21 protein-coding genes are annotated in these 21489 nt (G+C 51.0%); 20 read left to right on the top strand and 1 reads right to left on the bottom strand.

The window, feature by feature from the left end; all coding sequences use genetic code 11:
* Positions 1–356: 356 nt before the first annotated feature.
* The 19 genes from rpmH (at position 357) to MO867_RS11030 (ending at position 18258) form a co-directional block, all read left to right on the top strand.
* Positions 357–491: a 50S ribosomal protein L34 gene (gene rpmH, locus MO867_RS11120; protein WP_020413885.1), complete on the top strand. Its 135-nt coding sequence runs from the start codon at positions 357–359 to the stop codon at positions 489–491.
* Positions 492–520: 29 nt separating this feature from the next.
* Entirely contained in the window at positions 521–907 is a 387-nt protein-coding gene (rnpA, locus tag MO867_RS11115; RefSeq protein ID WP_252466616.1) for a ribonuclease P protein component, read from the top strand.
* Entirely contained in the window at positions 904–1137 is a 234-nt protein-coding gene (gene yidD, locus MO867_RS11110; protein WP_252466613.1) for a membrane protein insertion efficiency factor YidD, read from the top strand. Before rnpA ends, yidD begins: the two co-directional genes overlap by 4 nt.
* A gap of 8 nt (positions 1138–1145) precedes the next feature.
* The gene (gene yidC / locus MO867_RS11105) at positions 1146–2813 is read left to right on the top strand and encodes a membrane protein insertase YidC (RefSeq protein WP_252466610.1); all 1668 of its coding nucleotides are present in this window, start codon (positions 1146–1148) and stop codon (positions 2811–2813) included.
* A gap of 74 nt (positions 2814–2887) precedes the next feature.
* Positions 2888–4264 carry a tRNA uridine-5-carboxymethylaminomethyl(34) synthesis GTPase MnmE gene (gene mnmE / locus MO867_RS11100; protein ID WP_252466599.1) on the top strand — a complete coding sequence of 459 codons (1377 nt, stop codon included), beginning with the start codon at positions 2888–2890 and terminating at the stop codon, positions 4262–4264.
* A 926-nt stretch (positions 4265–5190) separates the two neighbouring features.
* Entirely contained in the window at positions 5191–7080 is a 1890-nt protein-coding gene (mnmG, locus tag MO867_RS11095) for a tRNA uridine-5-carboxymethylaminomethyl(34) synthesis enzyme MnmG (protein WP_252466598.1), read from the top strand.
* A gap of 88 nt (positions 7081–7168) precedes the next feature.
* Positions 7169–7798, top strand: coding sequence for a 16S rRNA (guanine(527)-N(7))-methyltransferase RsmG (gene rsmG / locus MO867_RS11090; protein WP_373565882.1), 630 nt, complete (start codon positions 7169–7171; stop codon positions 7796–7798).
* A gap of 131 nt (positions 7799–7929) precedes the next feature.
* Entirely contained in the window at positions 7930–8739 is an 810-nt protein-coding gene (locus MO867_RS11085; protein WP_252466590.1) for a ParA family protein, read from the top strand.
* Between the two features lie 12 nt (positions 8740–8751).
* Entirely contained in the window at positions 8752–9654 is a 903-nt protein-coding gene (locus MO867_RS11080; protein ID WP_252466587.1) for a ParB/RepB/Spo0J family partition protein, read from the top strand.
* A gap of 202 nt (positions 9655–9856) precedes the next feature.
* The gene (locus MO867_RS11075; RefSeq protein WP_252466585.1) at positions 9857–10219 is read left to right on the top strand and encodes an ATP synthase subunit I; all 363 of its coding nucleotides are present in this window, start codon (positions 9857–9859) and stop codon (positions 10217–10219) included.
* A 47-nt stretch (positions 10220–10266) separates the two neighbouring features.
* Positions 10267–11193: a F0F1 ATP synthase subunit A gene (atpB, locus tag MO867_RS11070; RefSeq protein ID WP_252466582.1), complete on the top strand. Its 927-nt coding sequence runs from the start codon at positions 10267–10269 to the stop codon at positions 11191–11193.
* A 59-nt stretch (positions 11194–11252) separates the two neighbouring features.
* Entirely contained in the window at positions 11253–11498 is a 246-nt protein-coding gene (gene atpE / locus MO867_RS11065) for a F0F1 ATP synthase subunit C (protein ID WP_020413895.1), read from the top strand.
* 52 nt (positions 11499–11550) lie between these two features.
* Positions 11551–12021: a F0F1 ATP synthase subunit B gene (locus MO867_RS11060; RefSeq protein WP_252466580.1), complete on the top strand. Its 471-nt coding sequence runs from the start codon at positions 11551–11553 to the stop codon at positions 12019–12021.
* A gap of 13 nt (positions 12022–12034) precedes the next feature.
* Positions 12035–12571: a F0F1 ATP synthase subunit delta gene (locus MO867_RS11055; protein WP_252466577.1), complete on the top strand. Its 537-nt coding sequence runs from the start codon at positions 12035–12037 to the stop codon at positions 12569–12571.
* Positions 12572–12620: 49 nt separating this feature from the next.
* The gene (gene atpA / locus MO867_RS11050; protein ID WP_252466575.1) at positions 12621–14165 is read left to right on the top strand and encodes a F0F1 ATP synthase subunit alpha; all 1545 of its coding nucleotides are present in this window, start codon (positions 12621–12623) and stop codon (positions 14163–14165) included.
* A 77-nt stretch (positions 14166–14242) separates the two neighbouring features.
* Positions 14243–15103: a F0F1 ATP synthase subunit gamma gene (atpG, locus tag MO867_RS11045; protein ID WP_252466573.1), complete on the top strand. Its 861-nt coding sequence runs from the start codon at positions 14243–14245 to the stop codon at positions 15101–15103.
* A gap of 60 nt (positions 15104–15163) precedes the next feature.
* Positions 15164–16567 carry a F0F1 ATP synthase subunit beta gene (atpD, locus tag MO867_RS11040; RefSeq protein ID WP_252466571.1) on the top strand — a complete coding sequence of 468 codons (1404 nt, stop codon included), beginning with the start codon at positions 15164–15166 and terminating at the stop codon, positions 16565–16567.
* Between the two features lie 18 nt (positions 16568–16585).
* The gene (locus tag MO867_RS11035) at positions 16586–17005 is read left to right on the top strand and encodes a F0F1 ATP synthase subunit epsilon (protein WP_252466568.1); all 420 of its coding nucleotides are present in this window, start codon (positions 16586–16588) and stop codon (positions 17003–17005) included.
* Between the two features lie 266 nt (positions 17006–17271).
* Positions 17272–18258, top strand: coding sequence for a hypothetical protein (locus MO867_RS11030; protein WP_252466566.1), 987 nt, complete (start codon positions 17272–17274; stop codon positions 18256–18258).
* A 1-nt stretch (position 18259) separates the two neighbouring features.
* On the opposite strand, the gene guaD is transcribed toward MO867_RS11030, so the two are convergent.
* A complete protein-coding gene (gene guaD, locus MO867_RS11025) occupies positions 18260–19666 on the bottom strand; it encodes a guanine deaminase (protein WP_252466564.1) in 1407 nt (468 codons plus the stop codon).
* Positions 19667–19912: 246 nt separating this feature from the next.
* Here guaD and MO867_RS11020 point away from each other — a divergent pair, with 246 nt between their 5' ends.
* Positions 19913–20347, top strand: coding sequence for a VOC family protein (locus tag MO867_RS11020; protein ID WP_256473948.1), 435 nt, complete (start codon positions 19913–19915; stop codon positions 20345–20347).
* Positions 20348–21489 lie beyond the last annotated feature (1142 nt).

Genomic DNA, 21489 nt, shown 5'->3' with positions numbered 1-21489 from the left:
GGTTTTGCAGGAACGCAGAGTCTGAAACACTCTGAAACCCCATTGGGCGAGTATTGAAGGCCGCATATGCTGCGTTGCAGCTCTTTGCAAAGGGCTAAAGATCATTCGGGGCAACTGCGCCTAACACCTGAAGCCTTCAAGGCTCGCAGACACATTACGGAATTATTCAGAGGCTCCCATAACCAAGTATTAATTTTCCTATTCGACGCGTTGCTTTCGCTGTTGGCTTTCTATACAATTCGCCGCCTTCGAGCGCGTAGCTCCGTCTGCACCGGCTTTGTGCCGGACCGGAGTCCAGGCCGCAGCCGGGAAAGGTCCCGAGAAATTTTGAACACGAAGTCTCAGGTAGCACGACTATGAAACGCACATTTCAACCAAGCAACTTGAAGCGCAAGCGCACCCACGGTTTTCGCGCTCGCATGGCAACCAAAAACGGCCGTAAGATCCTGGCCCGTCGTCGCGCTAAAGGCCGCAAAGTACTGTCTGCATAAGATCTCTCCCCCTTTAGAGATATCTTTTTATGCAGCAGGTGCGCAGCAGCTTCGGGTTTGCCAAGACGCTGCGCCTGCTCAATGCGGCGCAGTATCGCCAGGTATTCAATGAAAACCTGGTGCGCGCTGCACACCCTCATCTATTGATTCTCGCCCTCCCCAATGAGCTGGAGCACCCGCGTCTTGGCCTGGTTATTGCCAAGAAGCACGTGCGCAACGCCGCCGACCGCAATCTCATCAAGCGTATTACTCGGGAAACCTTCCGCCTGCAGCAACACGAATTGCCGCCGATGGATGCCGTGGTACTCGCCCGTCCAGGGATCGCAGATCTGGATAAGGCCGCTCTGGCGAAGCTGCTCAACAAACTTTGGCGCAAGCTGGCCAAGCGTGCGCAACAGCCACAGCGAAAGCCATGAAGTGGCTGCTGATCAAGCTGATACATGCATACCGCTACCTGGCCAGTCCCTGGGTAGGCAACCAATGTCGCTTTTACCCTACTTGTTCGCGGTACTCCGAAGAGGCCATTGAGACCTACGGAGTGATAAAAGGGGGTTATTTAACGGCGCGCCGCCTTATAAAATGCCACCCCTGGCACCCTGGTGGATTGGACCCGGTCCCTCCCGCCAGACACAAAAACACTCTCTAGGTATTAAGATGGATTGGCAACGCTATACGCTGGCTGGCGGAATCATCGCAGTTCTTCTGGCACTTATTTTCCAGTGGAATGCTTTTCAAGAGCAGCGCACTCCCGAGTTGGACCGCGAAACCGTCGTGCAGACTAGCGGCGAAACCATCAACCAAATTCCTGTGCAAGCGACCGACAATAACGGGGATATACCTCAGCTACAGTCGCAATCTCCCGCTTCTGTTGAAAGTTCGGGCTCTGAAGGCAAGCTGATCAGTGTAACCACCGATGTTTTCGATCTGTTGATCAACCCCTTCGGTGGCGATATTGTCAAAGTGGCCCTACGCGAGTATCAAGAAAAACTGGATACCCCGGATCAACCGCTCATCCTGTTAAACCAAACGCGCAACCATACCTATATTGCCCCAAGCGGCCTGATAGGAAAAAACGGTACTGATCTCAGTAGTACCAATCGCCCGACTTTCAAGGTAGAAAAAACCGAGTACGCTATGGTCGAGGGCGAGGACACGCTCGTCGTCGACCTGACCCTGCAACAGGATGGCGCCAATATTACCAAGCGCTTTACCTTCAATCGCGGTGACTACCTGATCCAGGTGGCTTACCTGGTCGATAACACCAGCGATAAGCCTTGGTCAGCAGCGATGTACGGCCAGATCAAACGCGATACTAGCGAACCGGTAACCGATACCGGATTTGGCATGTCGCCTTTCCTCGGTGCAGCCCTGCATACCAATGAGGAAAATTACTTCAAACAGGATTTTGAAGAGATTGCCGAAAAACCCACCGACGAAAAAGTAAAAGGCGGCTGGGTTGCCATGGTGCAGCACTATTTCATCAGTGCCTGGGTTCCGCCGCAGGAAGAGCGCAACACTTTTGAGTTAAAAGAACTGTCCAATGGGCTGTTTGGTATGAGTTTTACCACCCCACTCAAACAGATCCCCGCTGCTACCCAAGGAGAACTCAGCGCATCTTTCTATGCGGGTCCTAAAGACGTCTATCGCCTGGAAGAGATCTCCCCCTACCTGGATCTGACCGTGGATTATGGCTGGCTTTGGTGGATCGCCAAACCATTGTTCCGTGTGTTGCACTTTATTCAAGAGCACATTGTCAGCAACTGGGGCTGGGCAATTATCCTGCTCACTGTGTTTATCAAGACACTGTTGCTGCCGCTGTCCGCCGCGGGTACCAAATCCATGGCGCGCATGCGTAAATTCGCGCCGCAGATGAAGAAACTACAGGAGCAATACAAAGGCAACCGACAAAAGCTGGCAGAAGAGACCATGAAGCTCTACCGCCGCGAGAAGATCAACCCCATGGGGGGTTGCCTGCCAATCCTGCTACAGATGCCCGTGTTTATCGCGCTCTATTGGATGCTGACCGAGACCGTGGAACTGCGCCATGCGCCCTGGATTTTCTGGATTCACGACCTGTCGGCGAAAGACCCATTCTTTATACTGCCGGTGCTGATGGGCGCATCCATGTGGTTTATGCAAAGGTTGAATCCGGCTCCGACCGATCCAACCCAAGCGCGCATCATGCAGTTGATGCCGGTAATGATGACCATCTTCTTCCTGTGGTTCCCGGCCGGTCTGGTCCTTTACTGGATTGCCAACAACCTGATTACCATTACCCAGACTTGGTATATCAACAAGCAGGTGGATGCCGGAAAATACTGATTAATCAACAGTAAGCACATTTATCAAGGGCCGCAAAAGCGGCCCTTTTCCGTTCCGTCGAGTAAACTCAGCCGATGACACAGCAAAGCCTCAACCGCGATACCATTGCCGCCGTCGCCACCGCGCCCGGGCGTGGTGGCATCGGAGTAATACGCCTATCGGGCGCCAACGCCCTGCCTATTGCCCAGCAAATCTGTGGGGAACAGCCTCTCAAACCCCGCTACGCCCACTACCGCAATTTTTCCCATAGCGAGCAATTGATCGACCAGGGTCTCGCTGTCTACTTCCCCGGACCTAATTCTTTTACCGGTGAGGATGTGGTGGAACTGCAAGGCCATGGCGGCCCGGTGATTCTCGACCAGCTATTACACGCGGTTATTGAACAAGGGGCCCGCCAAGCCCGTCCCGGGGAATTTTCAGAGCGCGCATTCCTCAATGACAAGATGGACCTGACCCAGGCCGAGGCCATCGCAGACCTCATTGATGCCGGCAGTGCCCAGGCAGCTCGCAATGCCATGCGCTCACTACAGGGAGCTTTCTCCGACAAAGTCGAAGACCTCGTCGAGAGCCTCACTCATCTGCGTATTTATGTGGAAGCCGCAATCGATTTTCCCGAGGAAGAGATCGACTTCCTCGCCGACGGTAAGGTCGAAACTGATATCGAACTACTGCTGTCACAGCTGAGCGGCGTAGAAACCCAGGCTCGCCAAGGTGCCATTATGCGTGAGGGTATGCGTGTGGCCATTGCCGGGCGACCCAACGCCGGTAAATCCAGTCTGCTCAACGCTCTCGCCGGGCACGACGCAGCGATCGTTACTGACATTGCGGGTACCACTCGGGATATTTTACGCGAACACATCCACATCGATGGAATGCCTCTGCAATTTGCCGATACCGCCGGGTTGCGAGATGCTCCGGATAAAGTTGAACAAATAGGCATAGAGCGGGCCTGGACTGAAATTCATCAGGCCGACCGAATACTTTTGGTCATGGACGCTGAGCAATTACACACTCTGGATCCCACTAAAGCCTGGCCCGAGTTCACCAGCCAGCTAGTTGACCCAAATAAACTTACCCTGGTACTGAATAAAATCGACCTCACCAATTACAGCGCCGGCCTGCAGGCCCACACTGAGGGCGTGCCAGTCATCGCCATTAGTGCCAAGACTGGTGCGGGCCTGGATGCATTAAAGCAACATTTAAAACAGAGTATTGGCTTCAGCGGTGCGGCGGAGGGTAACTTCAGCGCTCGCCGTCGCCATCTGGAGGCACTCAACCGTGCTGAAGCTTTTATCCTGCAGGGACGGCAGCAACTGCATAGTAATGGTGCCGGAGAATTACTTGCCGAAGACCTTCGCCAAGCCCAGCAAGCGCTGGGGGAAATCACAGGAGCCATCAGCGCCGACGATTTACTCGGCAAAATTTTCGGTAGCTTTTGTATCGGCAAGTAAGAAAAAACCACCGAGTAATTAAAGTTATACCAGCGGGGAGGGCTCAGATACTTCCCCCAATTCTTTTCTATCAGCTTCCCAACAAATTCCACACTCCTTTTACACAGGCTTAACCCCGGTTTTCCCTGCAAATAGAATTAATCCCCAGTTTTTACCCTATTTATTAAAGTTAGTTGTAACGACAGCGTGTAATTTCAGCTGAGCAGTGACAGTTGGCGGAGAAAAAGTTATACATGTCCACGGGGATTTCCCGTGGATACTTTTGCGCCTACCTATACCACTGAAAATTCACATGTCTTGGGTACAGGTATACACAGACTTATACAAAATCGACGCTTACTCACAAGTAACCCCCAACTCGTGGTAGAAGCTACACACAGTGCTTTGGGGGAAATTCCTCGGTGTGAATAAAAAGGGGGATAAACACCTGGGAAAATGCCTAATGCTATGATGATAACTTCTGCGCCAGCCCTAGGCGCGCAAAGTTGTCCCGACTTTCCACAGCGGTGTACCGGGGTTTTCCCTGCCCACACCAAGGGGTTATAGGCAAGCTAGCAGGATGTCCAACCTGTTGATTTTATTGGTGTTTTTATCGTTATACAAAAATATGGGCACCCTAATAATAATAACTAATACAAAGTACTCTTTATAAGAAATACATTTATTCATTTACATAAAAGTAACTAAAACTGTGTGAAAACTTTAATGAATCGAAAAAAGGTGTAAAACAGGGCCAAGATAAAACCCGGCAAATCTGGATAATTCAATGAACTTGCCCAAGCAGATCTGAAACTTACGGGTCACGCTTAGATAAGTTTTAGCACTTCCTGGAAACTATCGTTCAGGAATATATCCATAGCCAATTGCTGAGGAGTACCGACTGCCTATAAAATGTGCGCCCCAAGTTGTAACCAGTAGCAACCATTATGGATTTCCCCAAGACATATGACGTGATTGTGATCGGTGGAGGCCATGCCGGAACCGAAGCCTCTCTGGCAGCTGCACGTATGGGGGCCTCCACCCTGCTGCTGACACACAACATTGAGACTCTCGGACAAATGTCCTGCAACCCCGCCATCGGTGGTATTGGTAAAAGCCACCTGGTCAAGGAAGTTGATGCCCTAGGCGGCGCCATGGCTCGGGCGACAGATTTGGGAGGGATACAGTTCCGGGTACTCAATGCGCGCAAGGGTCCAGCCGTACGCGCAACTCGCGCCCAGGCCGATAGGGCCCTGTATCGTGCCGCTATCCGCTCGATACTTGAAGGGCAGGAAAACCTGGAGATCTTCCAGCAGGCTGCCGACGACCTGATCGTTGAGGGTGAACGGGTAGTTGGTGTCGTCACCAACGCGGGGGTGCGTTTCCGTGCCAAGACAGTGGTGCTGACGGCCGGTACTTTCCTTGGTGGCCGTATTCATATTGGCTTGGACAATCATGCCGGTGGACGCGCAGGCGATCCGCCCTCCATAGCGTTGGCAGATCGCTTGCGCGAACTGCCCTTTCGCGTCGACCGGTTAAAGACGGGTACACCACCGCGTATTGACGCCCGCTCAGTGAATTTCAGCGAACTTGAGGAGCAGTGGGGAGATAGCCCCACCCCGATGATGTCCTATCTCGGTAGTCGTGACCGGCACCCCCGGCAAGTATGTTGCTGGATTACCCACACCAATTCCCGCACCCATGACATTATCCACGGCGGGCTTGACCGCTCGCCCATGTATTCCGGCGTGATTGAAGGCATTGGCCCTCGCTACTGCCCATCTATTGAAGATAAGGTGCACCGCTTTGCCGATAAGGACAGTCATCAGGTATTTATCGAACCCGAAGGGCTGACCACCAACGAACTCTATCCCAACGGTATTTCTACCAGCCTGCCCTTCGATGTGCAGATTGAGTTGGTACATTCCATCAAAGGTTTTGAAAAGGCACATATCACCCGCCCGGGCTACGCCATCGAATACGATTTCTTTGACCCGCGCGATTTATTGCCCTCTCTGCAGACCAAATTTATCCAGGGGCTCTACTTTGCCGGTCAAATCAACGGCACCACGGGTTATGAAGAAGCCGCTGCTCAGGGGCTATTGGCCGGCGCCAACGCTGCCCTGCAAGCGCAGGAGCGTGAGGTTTGGTCGCCGCGCCGGGATGAGGCCTACCTGGGTGTGTTGGTGGACGACCTGATTACCCGTGGTACCAAAGAGCCCTATCGCATGTTTACCAGTCGCGCCGAATACCGCCTTCTACTGCGGGAGGACAATGCCGATCTGCGCCTCACCGAAAAGGGCCGGGAACTGGGATTGGTAGAGGATGTGCGCTGGGCCGCGTTCAGCGAAAAACGTGAGGCGATCACCCTGGAAACACAGCGCCTGCAGGAGACCTGGGTTCACCCAAAGACCACTCAGTCAGCCGCGGTGGAGACTAAGCTCCCGCAGCCACTGGCGCGCGAGTACAGTCTGATGGACCTGTTGCGTCGTCCGGAACTGGGGTATGGGGATGTGGCCGCTCTGAAGGGCGAGCCGGTACTGGATGAGCAGGTCGCTGAACAGGTGGAAATCTCAGTCAAATACGCCGGCTATATCGACCGTCAGCGCGAGGAGATTGAGCGACTACAAGCCTACGAGGACACGCCAATCCCTGTGGACTTTGACTATAGCGATATCTCCGGGCTCTCCAATGAAGTCAAACAAAAGCTTGGCGAAAACCGCCCAGATACGCTGGCGCGCGCCTCGCGGATTCCGGGAGTGACTCCCGCCTCGGTATCCCTGCTGTTGATCCAGCTGAAAAAGCGCGGGTTACTCACTCGCAAAAAAGCGGTCTGATTGAATTGTCCACAGGGTGTCCCGCGAAGCCCTGCAAGGGCTTTTAAGTTTCGTGGGAATACTGGGGAGAGCAATTATTTCTCTGCAAGTGGAACAATTTCGCCATCGTCTGTTGCAGGCTGCTGCGCAAATGTCGGTGGCGTTGAATGAGAAACAGCAGGACCAACTGCTGCAATATCTTGAACTCTTTGCTCGCTGGAACAGCGCATACAACTTATCGGCTATTCGCGATCCCGCACAAATGCTGGAGCGCCATATTATCGACAGTCTTAGTGTCGTGAACCTCTGTGGTGAGGGAGCACTGATCGATGTGGGCAGTGGCGGTGGGCTACCGGGCATTCCGCTGGCCATCATGTGCCCAGATCGGGCCATAACCCTACTCGACAGCAATGGCAAGAAAGCCCGTTTCCTGTTCCAGGTGGCCAGTACTTTGCCGCTGCCCAATGTACAGATAGTGAACGAACGGGTGGAGTCTTTTGTGCCGACGCAGCCGTTTGCTGGCGTGGTGTCCAGGGCTTTCGCCTCGGTTGTCGATATGATCAATGGCAGTGAACATATGCTGGCGGCAGATGGCCACTTTTACGCTATGAAGGGCAAGCTGCCGGAGGATGAGTTGAGCGCTCTGCCAAAAGGCATTAAGGTCGAGCAAGTGCACCGACTATCGGTACCCAACTGCGACGGCGAGCGACACCTGATCCAGTTATGTCGCTCAGAATAAAATGATGACTTGGCCGGCTTCGCGCCCGCCCATGACTGTTCCCGCATCAGGCAACAGAACAGCTGCCGCCCGCAGTCGAGCGGCAGAGGCACACCCGGAAATCACACCGGAAACAACAAAGGACCAGAATCTTGAGCAAAATATTTGCTGTTGCCAACCAGAAAGGCGGAGTTGGCAAGACCACCACCTGCGTCAACCTGGCTGCATCCCTGGTTGCCAACAAACGGCGTGTTTTGCTGATCGACCTGGACCCCCAGGGCAACGCCACCATGGGCAGTGGCGTGGATAAAAGTGAGCTGCAGTTGTCTGGTTACGATGTGTTAGCGGCAGAACTCCCCATGGAGCGCGCCATTGTTTCCACAGAGAGTGGTTTTGATCTGGTCCCCGGCAACGGCGATTTATCAGCCGCCGAAGTGGAGTTGCTCAATCTTGAGGGGCGCGAATCTCGCTTGCGCCGCGCGCTGAGCGTCGTGTCCGACCGATACGATTATGTAATTATCGATTGCCCTCCGTCGCTGAATATGCTCACCGTCAACGCGCTCTGCGCTGCGCACGGTGTCCTGATTCCCATGCAGTGCGAATACTACGCGCTAGAGGGGCTGTCCGCGCTGGTCGATACCATCACCCAGATTCAGCAGGCGGCCAACCCCAATCTTAAAATCGAAGGCATACTGCGTACCATGTACGACCCGCGCAACAGCCTCACCAGTGATGTGTCCGCGCAACTGCAAGAGTATTTTGGTGAGCGCCTGTACCGTACCTGTATCCCACGCAATGTGCGCCTGGCTGAGGCGCCCAGTTTTGGCAAGCCTGCACTGGAGTATGACCGCCACTCAAAAGGCGCCATTGCCTACCTGGCCCTGGCTTGCGAAATCAACCGCCGCCATCCCGCCACTCAATCTTCCAACAAGAAAAGCCGCCCTGTGGCAGAAGCGGTTTAAGGGGTAACGACTATGGCCACTAAACGCAAAGGACTGGGCCGCGGCTTGTCCCACCTGATCAGCAATAACGCCACGAGTGCGATCGCTGAGGCCAGTGGTGATGCCAAGCAGGAAGCTGCTGTGGTCGACGGTGAGTTGAAAGAGTTACCGGTCGAGTTTTTACGACGCGGTCGCTACCAGCCACGCCGGGATTTTCCACAGGAATCCCTGCAAGAACTGGCGGACTCTATTCGTGCGCAGGGCATTATGCAGCCAATCGTGGTGCGTGCTACTGGCGCGCAAAGCTACGAAATTATTGCTGGAGAGCGGCGTTGGCGCGCCGCTCAATTGGCGGGTCTGGAGACGGTGCCGGCGCTGGTACGCAGCGTCTCCGATGAAGCTGCCATCGCTATGGCGCTGATTGAGAATATTCAGCGTGAAGACCTGAATTCAGTGGAAGAGGCTGTGGCGCTAAAACGTCTGCAAGACGAGTTTAAGCTGACCCAGCAGGAGGTGGCCGATGCAGTGGGTAAATCGCGCACCGCCGTGACCAACCTGCTGCGCCTTCTGAGTCTCAGTGAAGAGGTGCGCACTTTCCTTGAGCGCGGTGACCTGGAGCTGGGACACGCCAAGGCGCTGCTTGGGCTCTCTGGCGCAACGCAGCGTTCTGCTGCGCGGCAGGTTGTAGAACGCAGCCTCACAGTACGCCAAACTGAGGCGCTGGTGCGCCGTTTGCAGCAACCGGCCACACCGGCGCCAAAAAAACCCAAGCCGGACCCCAATATCCGCCGTCTCAGTGAGCGTTTGGCGGAGAAAGTGGGCGTGCCGGTCTCCATTGATCACAACGACAAAGGCAACGGCCGCCTAGTGCTTAAGTACACCACACTGGAAGAGCTGGATGGAATTCTCGCCCACCTGGGTTATGCCGAAGATTGAATCTGCACCGAGATGCGCGTCCCAGCGGCGCGCGCAATATCTGTTGGCAAATACTCACTGCTCTGAGTAATTCCGGGCAAAACCTCCTGAAAATCAATTAAGTTGACGACATTTGCCGGTTGAATCGGCAATGCGGTTGCTCCATAATTCGCACGCCCAAATTTTGGGCGGACAGCGCAAAGAAAGTCGGCTTATCCCGTCTATGAAAAAACCTCCGGTATTACGAATTGCCGCGGTACAGCTTCTGCTGGTATCGCTGACCAGTGCGGTACTGCACTTGAGTGGCAAACCGGTGATGGCGCTTTCTGTATTGATTGGCGGTGCCCTGTGTGCACTGCCCGGAGCATATTTTGGCAGGCGCGCCTTTCGCGATGGCGGCGCGCGCGCGGCCCATCGCGTGGTAGGTAACTTCTACCGCGCGGAATCCGGAAAATTTATCCTGACCATGGCGGGTTTTGCAGGGGTGTTTGTCACCGTCAAGCCACTTAATGCCGCGGCGCTCTTTATCAGCTACGGCCTCTGTGTGATCGTGCAGTGGATTTTAGTAGCGCGCATGGTCCGATAGCCGGTTCAGAAAAAAAGAATTCTTACTTTTACGATTGTTGAGGAATTATGGCAGGCGAAGCTCAAACTGCGACGGGGTATATCCAACACCACCTGCAAAACATGACTTACGGCAAATTGCCGGCCGGGTACACCCGCGCCGATGGCAGCGTGCTCAGTGAGTCCTCTTGGACTATGGCACATTCCTCCCAGGAAGCCGCGGACATGGGCTTTTGGGCCCTGCACGTGGATACCTTGGGTTGGTCTATCGGCCTCGGTCTGATTTTCTGTTTCCTGTTTGCCCGCGCTGCCAAAAAAGCGACCGTGGACAGACCCACGGGCTTCCAGAGCTTTGTGGAGCTGGTGACGGACTTTATTGACAAGCTGGTTAAGGAAACCTTCCCGCACCGCAATACCATGGTGGCCCCTATGGCCCTCACAATTTTTGTGTGGGTGTTCCTGATGAACCTGATGGACCTGGTTCCAGTGGACTGGCTGCCGATGGCTGCCGCCAAAATCTCCGGCAATGACCACCTCTTCTTTAAAGTGGTGCCGACCACCGACCCCAATGCCACCCTGGGTATGGCCCTGGCGGTGTTCGCATTGATGATTTTCTTCAGTATCCGTGAAAAAGGAGCACTGGGTTTCCTCAAGGAACTGACCCTGCACCCTTTCCATACCGGCAAGTGGTTCTTCGATGTGCTGCTGATCCCGATGAACTTCCTGCTTGAAGCGGTTTCCCTAGTTGCCAAGCCGATCTCACTCGGACTGCGTCTGTTCGGAAACCTGTATGCCGGAGAAATGATCTTTATCCTGATCGCGATTGTCTTTGGCGTGGGTGTATTTGGCTTCATCGGTGCAGGCTTGTTGCACATGGGCTGGGCCATTTTCCACGTACTGATCATTATTCTGCAGGCATTCGTATTTATGGTGTTGAGCACTGTGTACATGGCGATGGCACACCATCGTGACGATGAGCACGAGCACGACCAATAAGTTTTTAATCCTTTTTTCGACCTTTACAACAACTCTTTAACTTTGATTTGGAGAACACAATGGAAGCATTAGGTCTGGTTTACATCGCAAGTGCACTGCTGATCGGTTTGGGCGCCCTGGGCACCGCTATCGGTTTCGGTACTCTGGGTGGCAAGCTGTTGGAAGGTTCCGCACGCCAGCCTGAACAGGCCCCGGCTCTGCAGGGCAAAATGTTCCTGATGGCTGGTCTGCTTGACGCGGTTCCCATGATCGGTGTTGGTATTGCCATGTACCTGATTTTCGCCGTAGCTCCTGGTCTGGTTTAATTACGCCGTTCCAATTGCCCTTACCCCTAATTAAAGAGCAAGAGGTGTCGGTGTGAATATCAACCTGACTCTAATCGGCCAGTCGATTACTTTTCTGTTTTTCGTCTGGTTTTGCTGGAAGTTTGTTTGGCCGCCGCTTTTGGGCGTGATGAAAGAGCGTGAGCAAAAGATCGCAGATGGTCTCGCTGACGCTGAACACGCACAGAAAGATCTGGAACTGGCCAAACGCAAAGCTGCCGAGCAGTTGAAAGAAGCCAAAGATCAGGCTAACGAGATTATCGATGGTGCCAACAAACGCGCCAACCAGATTATCGACGAGGCCAAGCAGGCTGCGCACTCTGAGGGCGATCGCCTGAAGGCTGCAGCTAAAGCTGAGATCGACCAAGAAGTGAATCGCGCTAAAGAGCAACTGCGCAGCCGGGTGGCAGATCTGTCTGTCCAGGGTGCGGAGAAGATTCTTGCGGTCAATATCGACGCTAAGGCGCACGACGACCTGATCGATAAACTGGCAGCCGAGCTGTAAGCGAGGAACTCCCATGGCGGAACTCAGCACACTGGCCCGGCCCTACGCAAAAGCCGCATTCACCTGTGCGCAGCAAGCCTCCAATCTGAAAGGTTGGAGTACTGCGCTGGAGACTGCGGCGGCGGTCAGCCAGAACGAAAAAGTGCGTGAGCTGCTGGATAATCCACAGCTCACCAGCGAAGAGCGCGCAGATAAATTTCTGTCGATCTGTTCAGACGAACTCGGCGAGCACGGAAAAAACTTCATCCGATTGCTGGCGGAAAACCACCGTCTGCAGCTGCTGCCGGAAATTTCCGAGCTGTTTGAAGCGCTGAAAGCGCGGGCGGAAGCCACCCTCGAGGTGGAAGTTGTTTCCGCGCAGGCCCTGAGCAATACGCAGGCGCAAAAACTGGGTGAAAAACTCAGCAAAAAGTTTGAACGCGAAATACATCTGCACAGCTCGGTGGACCACAGCCTGCTGGGCGGCGCGATCATCCGCGCTGGTGATACAGTCATCGACGGCACAGTACGCGGCCGTCTGGCCAAGCTCGCCGAGGCGATGAACTCCTAAATTACTCTCCCCGACGGCGTCAGCCGCCGGGGGACTTGAGGAACAGAGCATGCAGCAACTGAATCCCTCTGAGATCAGTGAAATTATCAAGAGCCGCATCGAGAATCTCGATGTGAGCACTGAAGCCCAAAATGAGGGCACCATTGTTTCCGTATCCGACGGCATCATCCGCATCCACGGCCTGGCCGATGTGATGTACGGTGAGATGATCGAGTTCGAAGGCGGCGTTTACGGTATGGCACTGAACCTGGAGCGTGACTCCGTTGGTGCTGTAATCCTGGGCGATTACAAATCTCTGGCTGAAGGCCAGAAATGTCGTTGCACCGGCCGAATCCTGGAAACTCCAGTTGGACCGGAGTTGCTCGGTCGCGTCGTAGACGCATTGGGTAACCCGATCGACGGCAAAGGTCCGCTGAACAACAAGCTGACCGACGCAGTAGAAAAGGTAGCGCCCGGCGTTATCGCCCGCCAGTCCGTTGACCAGCCGGTACAAACCGGTTTGAAAGCGGTTGATACCATGATCCCAATCGGTCGTGGCCAGCGAGAGCTGATCATCGGCGACCGTCAGATCGGTAAGACTGCGGTGGCAATCGATGCCATCATCAACCAGAAAGGCACTGGTGTTAAATGTGTCTACGTTGCTGTTGGTCAGAAGCAGTCTTCTATTGCCAACGTCGTGCGCAAGCTCGAAGAGCACGGTGCCATGGACCACACCATTGTTGTGGCAGCTGGCGCGGCCGACCCGGCTGCGATGCAGTTCCTGGCTCCTTACGTGGGCTGCACTATGGGAGAGTACTTCCGCGATCGCGGTGAAGACGCCCTGATCGTATACGATGATCTGACCAAGCAGGCTTGGGCCTACCGTCAGATCTCCCTACTGTTGAAGCGTCCGCCTGGACGTGAAGCTTACCCCGGTGATGTTTTCTACTTGCACTCCCGTCTGCTGGAGCGCGCCGCGCGTGTCAACGCCGACTACGTAGAGAAGTTCACCAACGGTGAGGTGAAAGGTAAGACGGGCTCCCTGACCGCTCTGCCGATCATTGAAACCCAGGCCGGTGATGTTTCGGCATTCGTACCGACTAATGTGATTTCCATTACCGACGGCCAGATCTTCCTCGAGACCGATCTGTTCAACTCCGGTATCCGCCCTGCCATCAACCCGGGTATCTCGGTATCCCGTGTCGGTGGTGCAGCGCAGAGCAAGGTGATCAAGAAGTTGTCCGGTGGTATTCGTACCGCTCTGGCCCAGTACCGCGAATTGGCGGCATTCTCCCAGTTTGCCTCCGACCTGGACGAAGCCACTAAGGCCCAGCTGGATCACGGTGAGCGCGTAACCGAGCTGATGAAGCAGAAGCAGTATTCTCCGCTGTCTATCGCGGATATGGCTGTGTCCGTTTACGCCGCTGACAAGGGTTACTTGAAAGAAGTAGAAGTCGCCAAGGTTCTCGACTTCGAAGCTGCCCTGCTCGCTTATATGAACAGCGAACACCCGGAGCTGATGAAGAAAGTGAACAGCACTGGTAACTACAACGATGAAATCGATGCAGCTTTCAAAGCCGCAATCGAGAAATTCGTTGCTACTAGCAGCTGGTAAGAACTCCCTGGAGAGCGCGATAGAGCGGCAATGCCGCTCTATCGGAACCTAACTTCCAGCGAACAAGGTAAATCACTATGGCAGGCGGAAAAGAAGTACGCACAAAAATTGCCAGCATCACTAGCACGCAGAAAATTACTGCCGCAATGGAAATGGTTGCGGCGAGTAAAATGCGTAGAGCTCAGGAACGCATGGCACTGGGGCGCCCCTACGCTCAGCGCATACGCGCAGTGATCGGCCACGTCGCCAACGCTTCGGCCGAGTACCAGCATATTTACCTGCAAGAGCGCGAGGCCAAGCGGGTCGGTTATATTCTGGTCTCCACTGATCGCGGTCTCTGTGGTGGCCTGAACGTCAATACGTTCAAGGCAGCTATTCGCGAGATGCAGGCGTGGTCTAAAAAGGGTGCCGACGTCGAGGTTTGTGCGGTAGGTAACAAGGCGGCCAGTTTCTTTAATGCCATCGGCAGCAAGGTTGTCGCAGCAGTACGCGACTTGGGCGATGCGCCCCAGGCCAACAAGCTGATTGGCTCAGTAAAAGTAATGCTGGACCGTTACGCAGAAGGCGATATCGATCGCCTGTTCCTGGTATCCAACGAGTTTATCAACACCATGTCCCAAAAGCCGCGCGTTGAGCAATTGCTGCCGCTGCCGAAGGATGAGGATGAGAATCTCAAGCACGAGTGGGACTACCTCTACGAGCCGGATCCGGTTGAATTGCTGGATGGATTGCTGGCTCGTTATATCGAGTCCCAGGTATACCAGGCAGTAGTAGAAAACAAAGCCTGCGAACAGGCAGCGCGCATGATCGCTATGAAGAGCGCCACCGATAACGCCGGTGAGCTAATCGATCAGTTGCAGCTTGTCTACAACAAGGCGCGCCAGGCGGCCATTACCCAGGAGCTGTCCGAAATTGTCGGCGGCGCAGCGGCGGTTTAATCCGCTGCTTCTACCAAATAATGGTCGGCCTAGAAAGAATTTAAAGCTGAGGATCCGGAAATGAGTAACGGGCAAATTGTGCAAGTGATCGGAGCGGTCATCGACGTGGAATTTCCACGCGATTCAGTTCCGAATGTATACGACGCACTGGTGGTTGAGGACAAGAACCTCACCATGGAAGTGCAGCAGCAGTTGGGCGACGGCGTGGTACGCGCTATTGCCATGGGTTCATCCGAAGGTATCAGCCGCGGCCTGCCCGTGCGCAATACCGGTGCCCCGGTAGCAGTACCGGTTGGCCTGGAGACTCTAGGTCGCATCATGGACGTGCTCGGCAACCCGATTGACGAGTGTGGCCCTATCGGTGAGAAAGAGCGCTGCTCTATTCACCGCGCTGCGCCGACCTATGAAGAGCAGTCCAGCTCAACTGAACTGCTGGAAACCGGCATCAAGGTTATCGACCTGGTTTGCCCGTTCGCCAAGGGTGGTAAGGTTGGTCTGTTCGGTGGTGCCGGTGTAGGTAAAACTGTCAACATGATGGAATTGATCAACAACATCGCAACTGAGCACTCTGGTTTGTCCGTGTTCGCCGGTGTTGGTGAGCGTACTCGTGAAGGTAACGATTTCTATTACGAGATGGCTGAATCCGGGGTTGTTGACCTGGAAAACAAGGCCAACTCTAAAGTGGCAATGGTTTACGGTCAGATGAATGAGCCGCCCGGCAACCGTCTGCGTGTAGCCCTGACCGGCCTGACCATGGCGGAAAAATTCCGTGATGAAGGTAAAGATGTTCTGTTGTTCGTCGATAACATCTACCGTTACACCCTGGCTGGCACCGAAGTATCTGCCCTGTTGGGCCGTATGCCTTCTGCGGTGGGCTATCAGCCGACCCTGGCAGAGGAGATGGGCGTTCTGCAGGAGCGTATTACGTCTACCAAGACTGGTTCTATCACTTCTATCCAAGCGGTCTATGTACCGGCAGATGATTTGACTGACCCGTCTCCAGCGACCACCTTTGCGCACTTGGACTCCACCGTAGTACTGAGCCGTGACATCGCTGCTAAGGGTATCTACCCCGCTGTTGACCCGCTGGACTCCACCTCCCGTCAGTTGGACCCGCAGGTAATTGGTACTGAGCACTATGAAGTGGCTCGTGGCGTACAGTCCGTACTGCAGCGCTACAAAGAGCTGAAAGACATCATCGCGATCCTGGGTATGGACGAACTGTCTGAAGAAGATAAACAGACCGTTGCCCGTGCCCGTAAGATTGAGCGCTTCCTGTCCCAGCCTTTCCATGTTGCAGAAATTTTCACTGGTGCAAAGGGTAAATATGTTTCCCTGAAAGAAACCATCCGTGGCTTCCAGGGCATCCTGAACGGTGAATATGACCACATGCCGGAACAGGCCTTCTACATGGTGGGAACCATCGACGAAGCTGTGGAAAAAGCCAACAAAGCCAACGGCTAATCGAGAGAGGCACATAATATGGCCATGACAGTACATTGTGACATTGTCAGCGCCGAGCAGTCTCTCTTCTCCGGACTGGTAGAGATGGTGATAGTGAGTGGCTTAGAGGGTGAGTTGGGTCTTTCCTACGGTCACGCACAATTACTCACCGCTCTGAAACCCGGTCCGGTGCGCATCATCAAGCCCGGTGGTGAAGAGGAAGTACTGTTCGTCAGCGGTGGCTACGCCGAGGTACAGCCCAATATGGTGACTATCCTCGCCGATGTGGCCGAACGTGAAATCGATGAAGACGCCGCGCAGAAGGCCCGCGAAGAAGCGGAGCACGCCCTGCACAAGGCGCCGTCTGAAGTCGACTACGCACGCATCTCAGCCCAGCTGGCCGAAGCTGAAGCGCGTTTACGCACCTTGCAGGCTATTCGCAAGGCGGCGGGTCGTTAAGTAAGCAGGCCTTACTTCTGTAAGGCCTGTTTTCAGGTATCGTAAAAAAAGCAGCTTCGGCTGCTTTTTTTATTTCTATCTCTCCTATAAGCAGTTCTCAGCTGAAATAACGGTCTTAGCCAATTTGTAACCCTGTGTCACTTACTCCACTATTACTCCAGCACGATTGAATCTTTCCACCATTCTCGAATTCCAGCTGTACAGGATCAGGTAGCTATACTGTATAGCGACATTTGTATGTTTATGGATTAAAGAAGTTATTAGCTATGAAATGGATGCTAACGGTTGCGAAGGTAATCAATGTCATTATTATATTTTCAGTAGCTACTGGTACATTAGCTGCTGAATACGACAAAAAAAACGAAAAAACGACACCGGCAGTTGAATTGAAAACCCCCAAAAGATTATTAATTCACGGGAATATAGTTTCATCAACTTTATTAAATCCAGGTAACGTCGTACCCGAACATTTAACAGAGTTTGGTTTTTTTCACTCAGGATGGACGATTGATGAGATTCCCGAAGTCGCAAATTTTGCTACTTTTGTTGATGTTTATTATCACGAAATTGAAATCTTAACTGCAGCCAGAGAAAATGGATTAAAGGCATGGATACAATTAGCGCCAATATTTTTTGATGGACATCCAACCTATAAAAAAAGAGAAGATTATTTGGAACGTTGGCAAAGAGCCAGAGAAAATCTAAAGCAGTTTGAAGATATTATTTTATCTTTTGATCCAATGGATGAACCATTTCATCGTTCAAATATGCGAAATAATGATCTCAAAATATACCTTGAAGAAATTGCAGGCCTGCTAAAAGAAGACTTTCCAAAAGCAAACATAGCATTAACATTTACCCAAGATACAGTAACAAACAAAAATTTTATAAAGTTCCTGCCGCAAAAATATAATTTGCTCGGGGTTGATCATTATGTAGGGGAAAATTTCCAAAAAAGAATTGTTGAAAAATTAATAACAAAAACCAAACATTTAAATATAAATTATTATTTAATTCCGAGAGCATTTAAAACATCAAATCAGGGGTATGGCGGTATTTCCGAAGTCCAATTGATTAATAGGGCTCGGCAAGCTTATGATTTCGCTCGTAATAACCCCAGAGTGATTGCCATTTATCCCTTTGTCTGGGAAACGTTTATTGGAAAGGGTGACTATTACCTCGGTGTCGATAAACTGAATACAGTGCAAGAAGAGTATCGCAGAATCGGAGCAGCAATTTCAAAATTCCGCTAGGCTATTTCTGTTCTCCAGAGATGTATGTACGATATATAGATCTATCATCTCCTAATATCTGAAGTGCAAAAAGTTGTTCTTCTAGATTTTTTGCATGCTTCATACGGAATTTTAATAGGTCAGTTGCTTCAAGATCAATAACAATAAAATCTGCTTCTCTACCCTTTTCAAAGTTACCAATTTTATTTTCAATATTCAGTGATTTGGCGGCTCCCAATGTAGCCAGGTAGAAAGCCTTGAAAGGGGATAGTGACCTAACTCTAGTATTTTCTCCCATCGATTTTTGCAGTTGAATAACCTTATATGCGTCGGCCATAGTTTGAAACATAGAAAAACTGGTTCCCGCACCTACATCAGTACCAAATCCGACATCAACTGCATGGCTTTCAGCTTTATAAAGAGGAAAAAGCCCGCTACCGAGAAAGAGGTTGGAGCTAGGGCAGAACGCAATTGCGCTACCGGCTTTAGCTATACTTTGCAGGTCCATATTATCAACATAAATTGCATGTGCAAAAATTGAACGGTCTCGATTGAGTCCGTAAAGCGAGTATACGTCCAAGTAGCTTCTGGCTTGTGGGAATAACTGTTTAACCCACTCAACCTCTTTTCTGTTCTCGGCAAGATGAGTCTGCATATAGATGCCGGGAAATTCATTCAATAATTTGGCGGCAAGTTCCAGTTGCTGAGGTGTACTGGTGGGAGCAAACCTGGGAGTGATGGCATAGCTAAGGCGGCCTCTATTGTGCCATCGTTCAATAAGAGTTTTACTTTCAGCGTATCCACTCTCCGCAGAGTCTTGAAGATAGTCTGGAGCGTTTCTATCCATTAATACTTTTCCGGCGATAAGCCGCATTTTTTCCCGCTCAGCTACTTCGAATAATGCATTGACGGATTCTGGATGAACGGTGCCAAAAACCAAGGCAGAGGTCGTTCCATTTTTATATAGTTGTTTTATAAAGAAATTAGCTACTTCCTTGGCATAGGCTTTATCGGAAAATTTCTTTTCCGTGGGAAATGTATATTCCCGCAACCATTCCAAAAGTTCCTCGCCGTGGGAAGCAATCATTTCAGTTTGTGGATAGTGGATATGTAAATCAATAAAGCCAGGAAAAATAATTTTTCCGGAATAGTCTATAATTTTTGCCCGATCTTGATATTTGGTTAGATCAGATTCTGAAATTATATCTTTAACGATCCCTTTTTCTATGACCAAACCTCCATTTTCAATATATTGGTAGGCGTTGGAATTGATGCTTGGGTCATCGGTGAAGTGGAAAATATTTCCTTGATAGATAGTCGTTTCTGCTCGGACCAAACTGCTTACAACTATGATAAGAAAAAATATTGGAAAGGAAATTAGCCGCAATATCCCACATAAATCGATATATTTAAGATTATTTGTGACCACAGGACCACTCTATATCGGAAAATTAACCTTAGTATTTAACAATAAATTACTGGTGAGGCAAATTATATTTCCACTATTAGGAGAAAAGTATAAAGGATAGGGTTGTTGTTAAGAGCTTTTAGCCAGATATTTTAGTATAGTTTTGTTAGTATATTACAACGAGAGATTCTTCATCCCTGTTAGCAGCGGGATTAGGTTATTTTACTGCTAAACTAAGAAGAAGCATTGTTTCACAGGTTAGTCCCCATGTTGAAGTGTCCTGATCACGTTACCGTCGTAGTGACTAACGTGGAGGAAAGCTTGAAGTTCTTCAGAATATTGGGGTTCGAGCTTGAGCTTACCGATGTAATTTCAGGAGATAAAATATCCCGTTATTTACAGGTCGACAAGACGGAAGCCGACCATTTGACCTTGGTTTTAAAGGACTCTGATCCCAGATTTGAAATTCAGTTATTACACTACAGAAATCCAATAGTTATATCAGACCCATCCATATTTAGCTTAGCTCGTCCGGGTTACAATCATTTGTGTTTTACTGTAGATAATATGGAAGAAACCTTAATTGAGCTAAGAAAAAATGGGATTCATACTCGCAGTGATATAGTAGAGTATCAGAAAAGGAAGTTAGTCTATATTGAAGGCCCTGAGTTCATTACGATAGAATTAGCTGAGTGGTTATAAGCACATTTTGAGCAGTACCTCGTTACGTCTCCCCGTAAATTTTCTATCATTTTATAAGCTGTGTAGATTTTCGTATATATCACTTAAATAGTTAAGTTATTATGCTAACACTGTGCAGAAATTATCTCTAAAGGACTACAACATGGCACGGGTAGTTCTTTATACCAACCTATATCTCGTAGTTGAATAGTTCGATAGATACTGGATGAGTGGGTAGTTTCTTAGTAATCAGATTTCTCAAATACTGGGAGCTGATAAAATTACAGTCGTATTTCTCTATCAACTCTATGGGAAACATTCCGACCCTGGTGAATAAAAATCAGATTAAACCGGAAGCAATGATAATCTGTGTCTATCTAGCCGATACATTTATCCACCCTAGCTTAGGGTCGTTAGAAAATGAAGCGCGGCTTAACTTCTATCGATGGATGTTTTTCGCTAAGCTTCATAAAAACGAAAATGTGAATATATTGAACTTCGAAGACGATAAACAGCAGATGTAGGGCTACGGTAGCTACCCATTTGTTTTGGAGCCCTTTCCGCTACTATTATGCCAATCCTTATATTATCGAGAAGAGATTTACAGCGACAGAAGTATCGATTGGCGTACAATTAGGCTGGGGCTACAGTTTGGCACTATAGGGAAACGTGAAGAGTATCAGAAATACATTGATCGTTGGTCACAGCAACAAGCATTTCAACGTGCTCAGGCACTGAATTAAAAACTAATTAAAGAGGCAAGCGAGGCATGAATCCACGAGGCTAATTCATCTTAAGAAAAAGACTAAATGATAGTGCCTGGTCTTTTATTGCAGATAACCCACTAGGCGCCTTAAACACTCTCAGATAGCTCTGTATCCAGTCTGGAATTACGAGCATTCATTCACTTGTCTTGCCTATCATCGTCTCAAGCGAACTCTGAGAGAAGCCTATAAAGTCCTCCCCGAACTGCAAGCTTGTGGATAAGCATGATTAATGCCATAAAGTTGATAATTCTGACACCCTAAACCATATCCAGCTTGTATGAATAATCCTTTCAATTTAATTAGAAGATATCCCAATCAATTTTTATAGTGATTAATCAATAACAACACTTCGGACAGTTTCATACAGCTATAGCCCCATAGTCACTGTACTGCTCG

Source organism: Microbulbifer okhotskensis (assembly GCF_023895975.1).
In the GTDB taxonomy this organism is placed as follows: domain Bacteria; phylum Pseudomonadota; class Gammaproteobacteria; order Pseudomonadales; family Cellvibrionaceae; genus Microbulbifer; species Microbulbifer okhotskensis.
The sequence above is the reverse complement of the archived record's forward strand: the minus strand, read 5'-3'. Positions and strand labels throughout refer to the sequence as shown.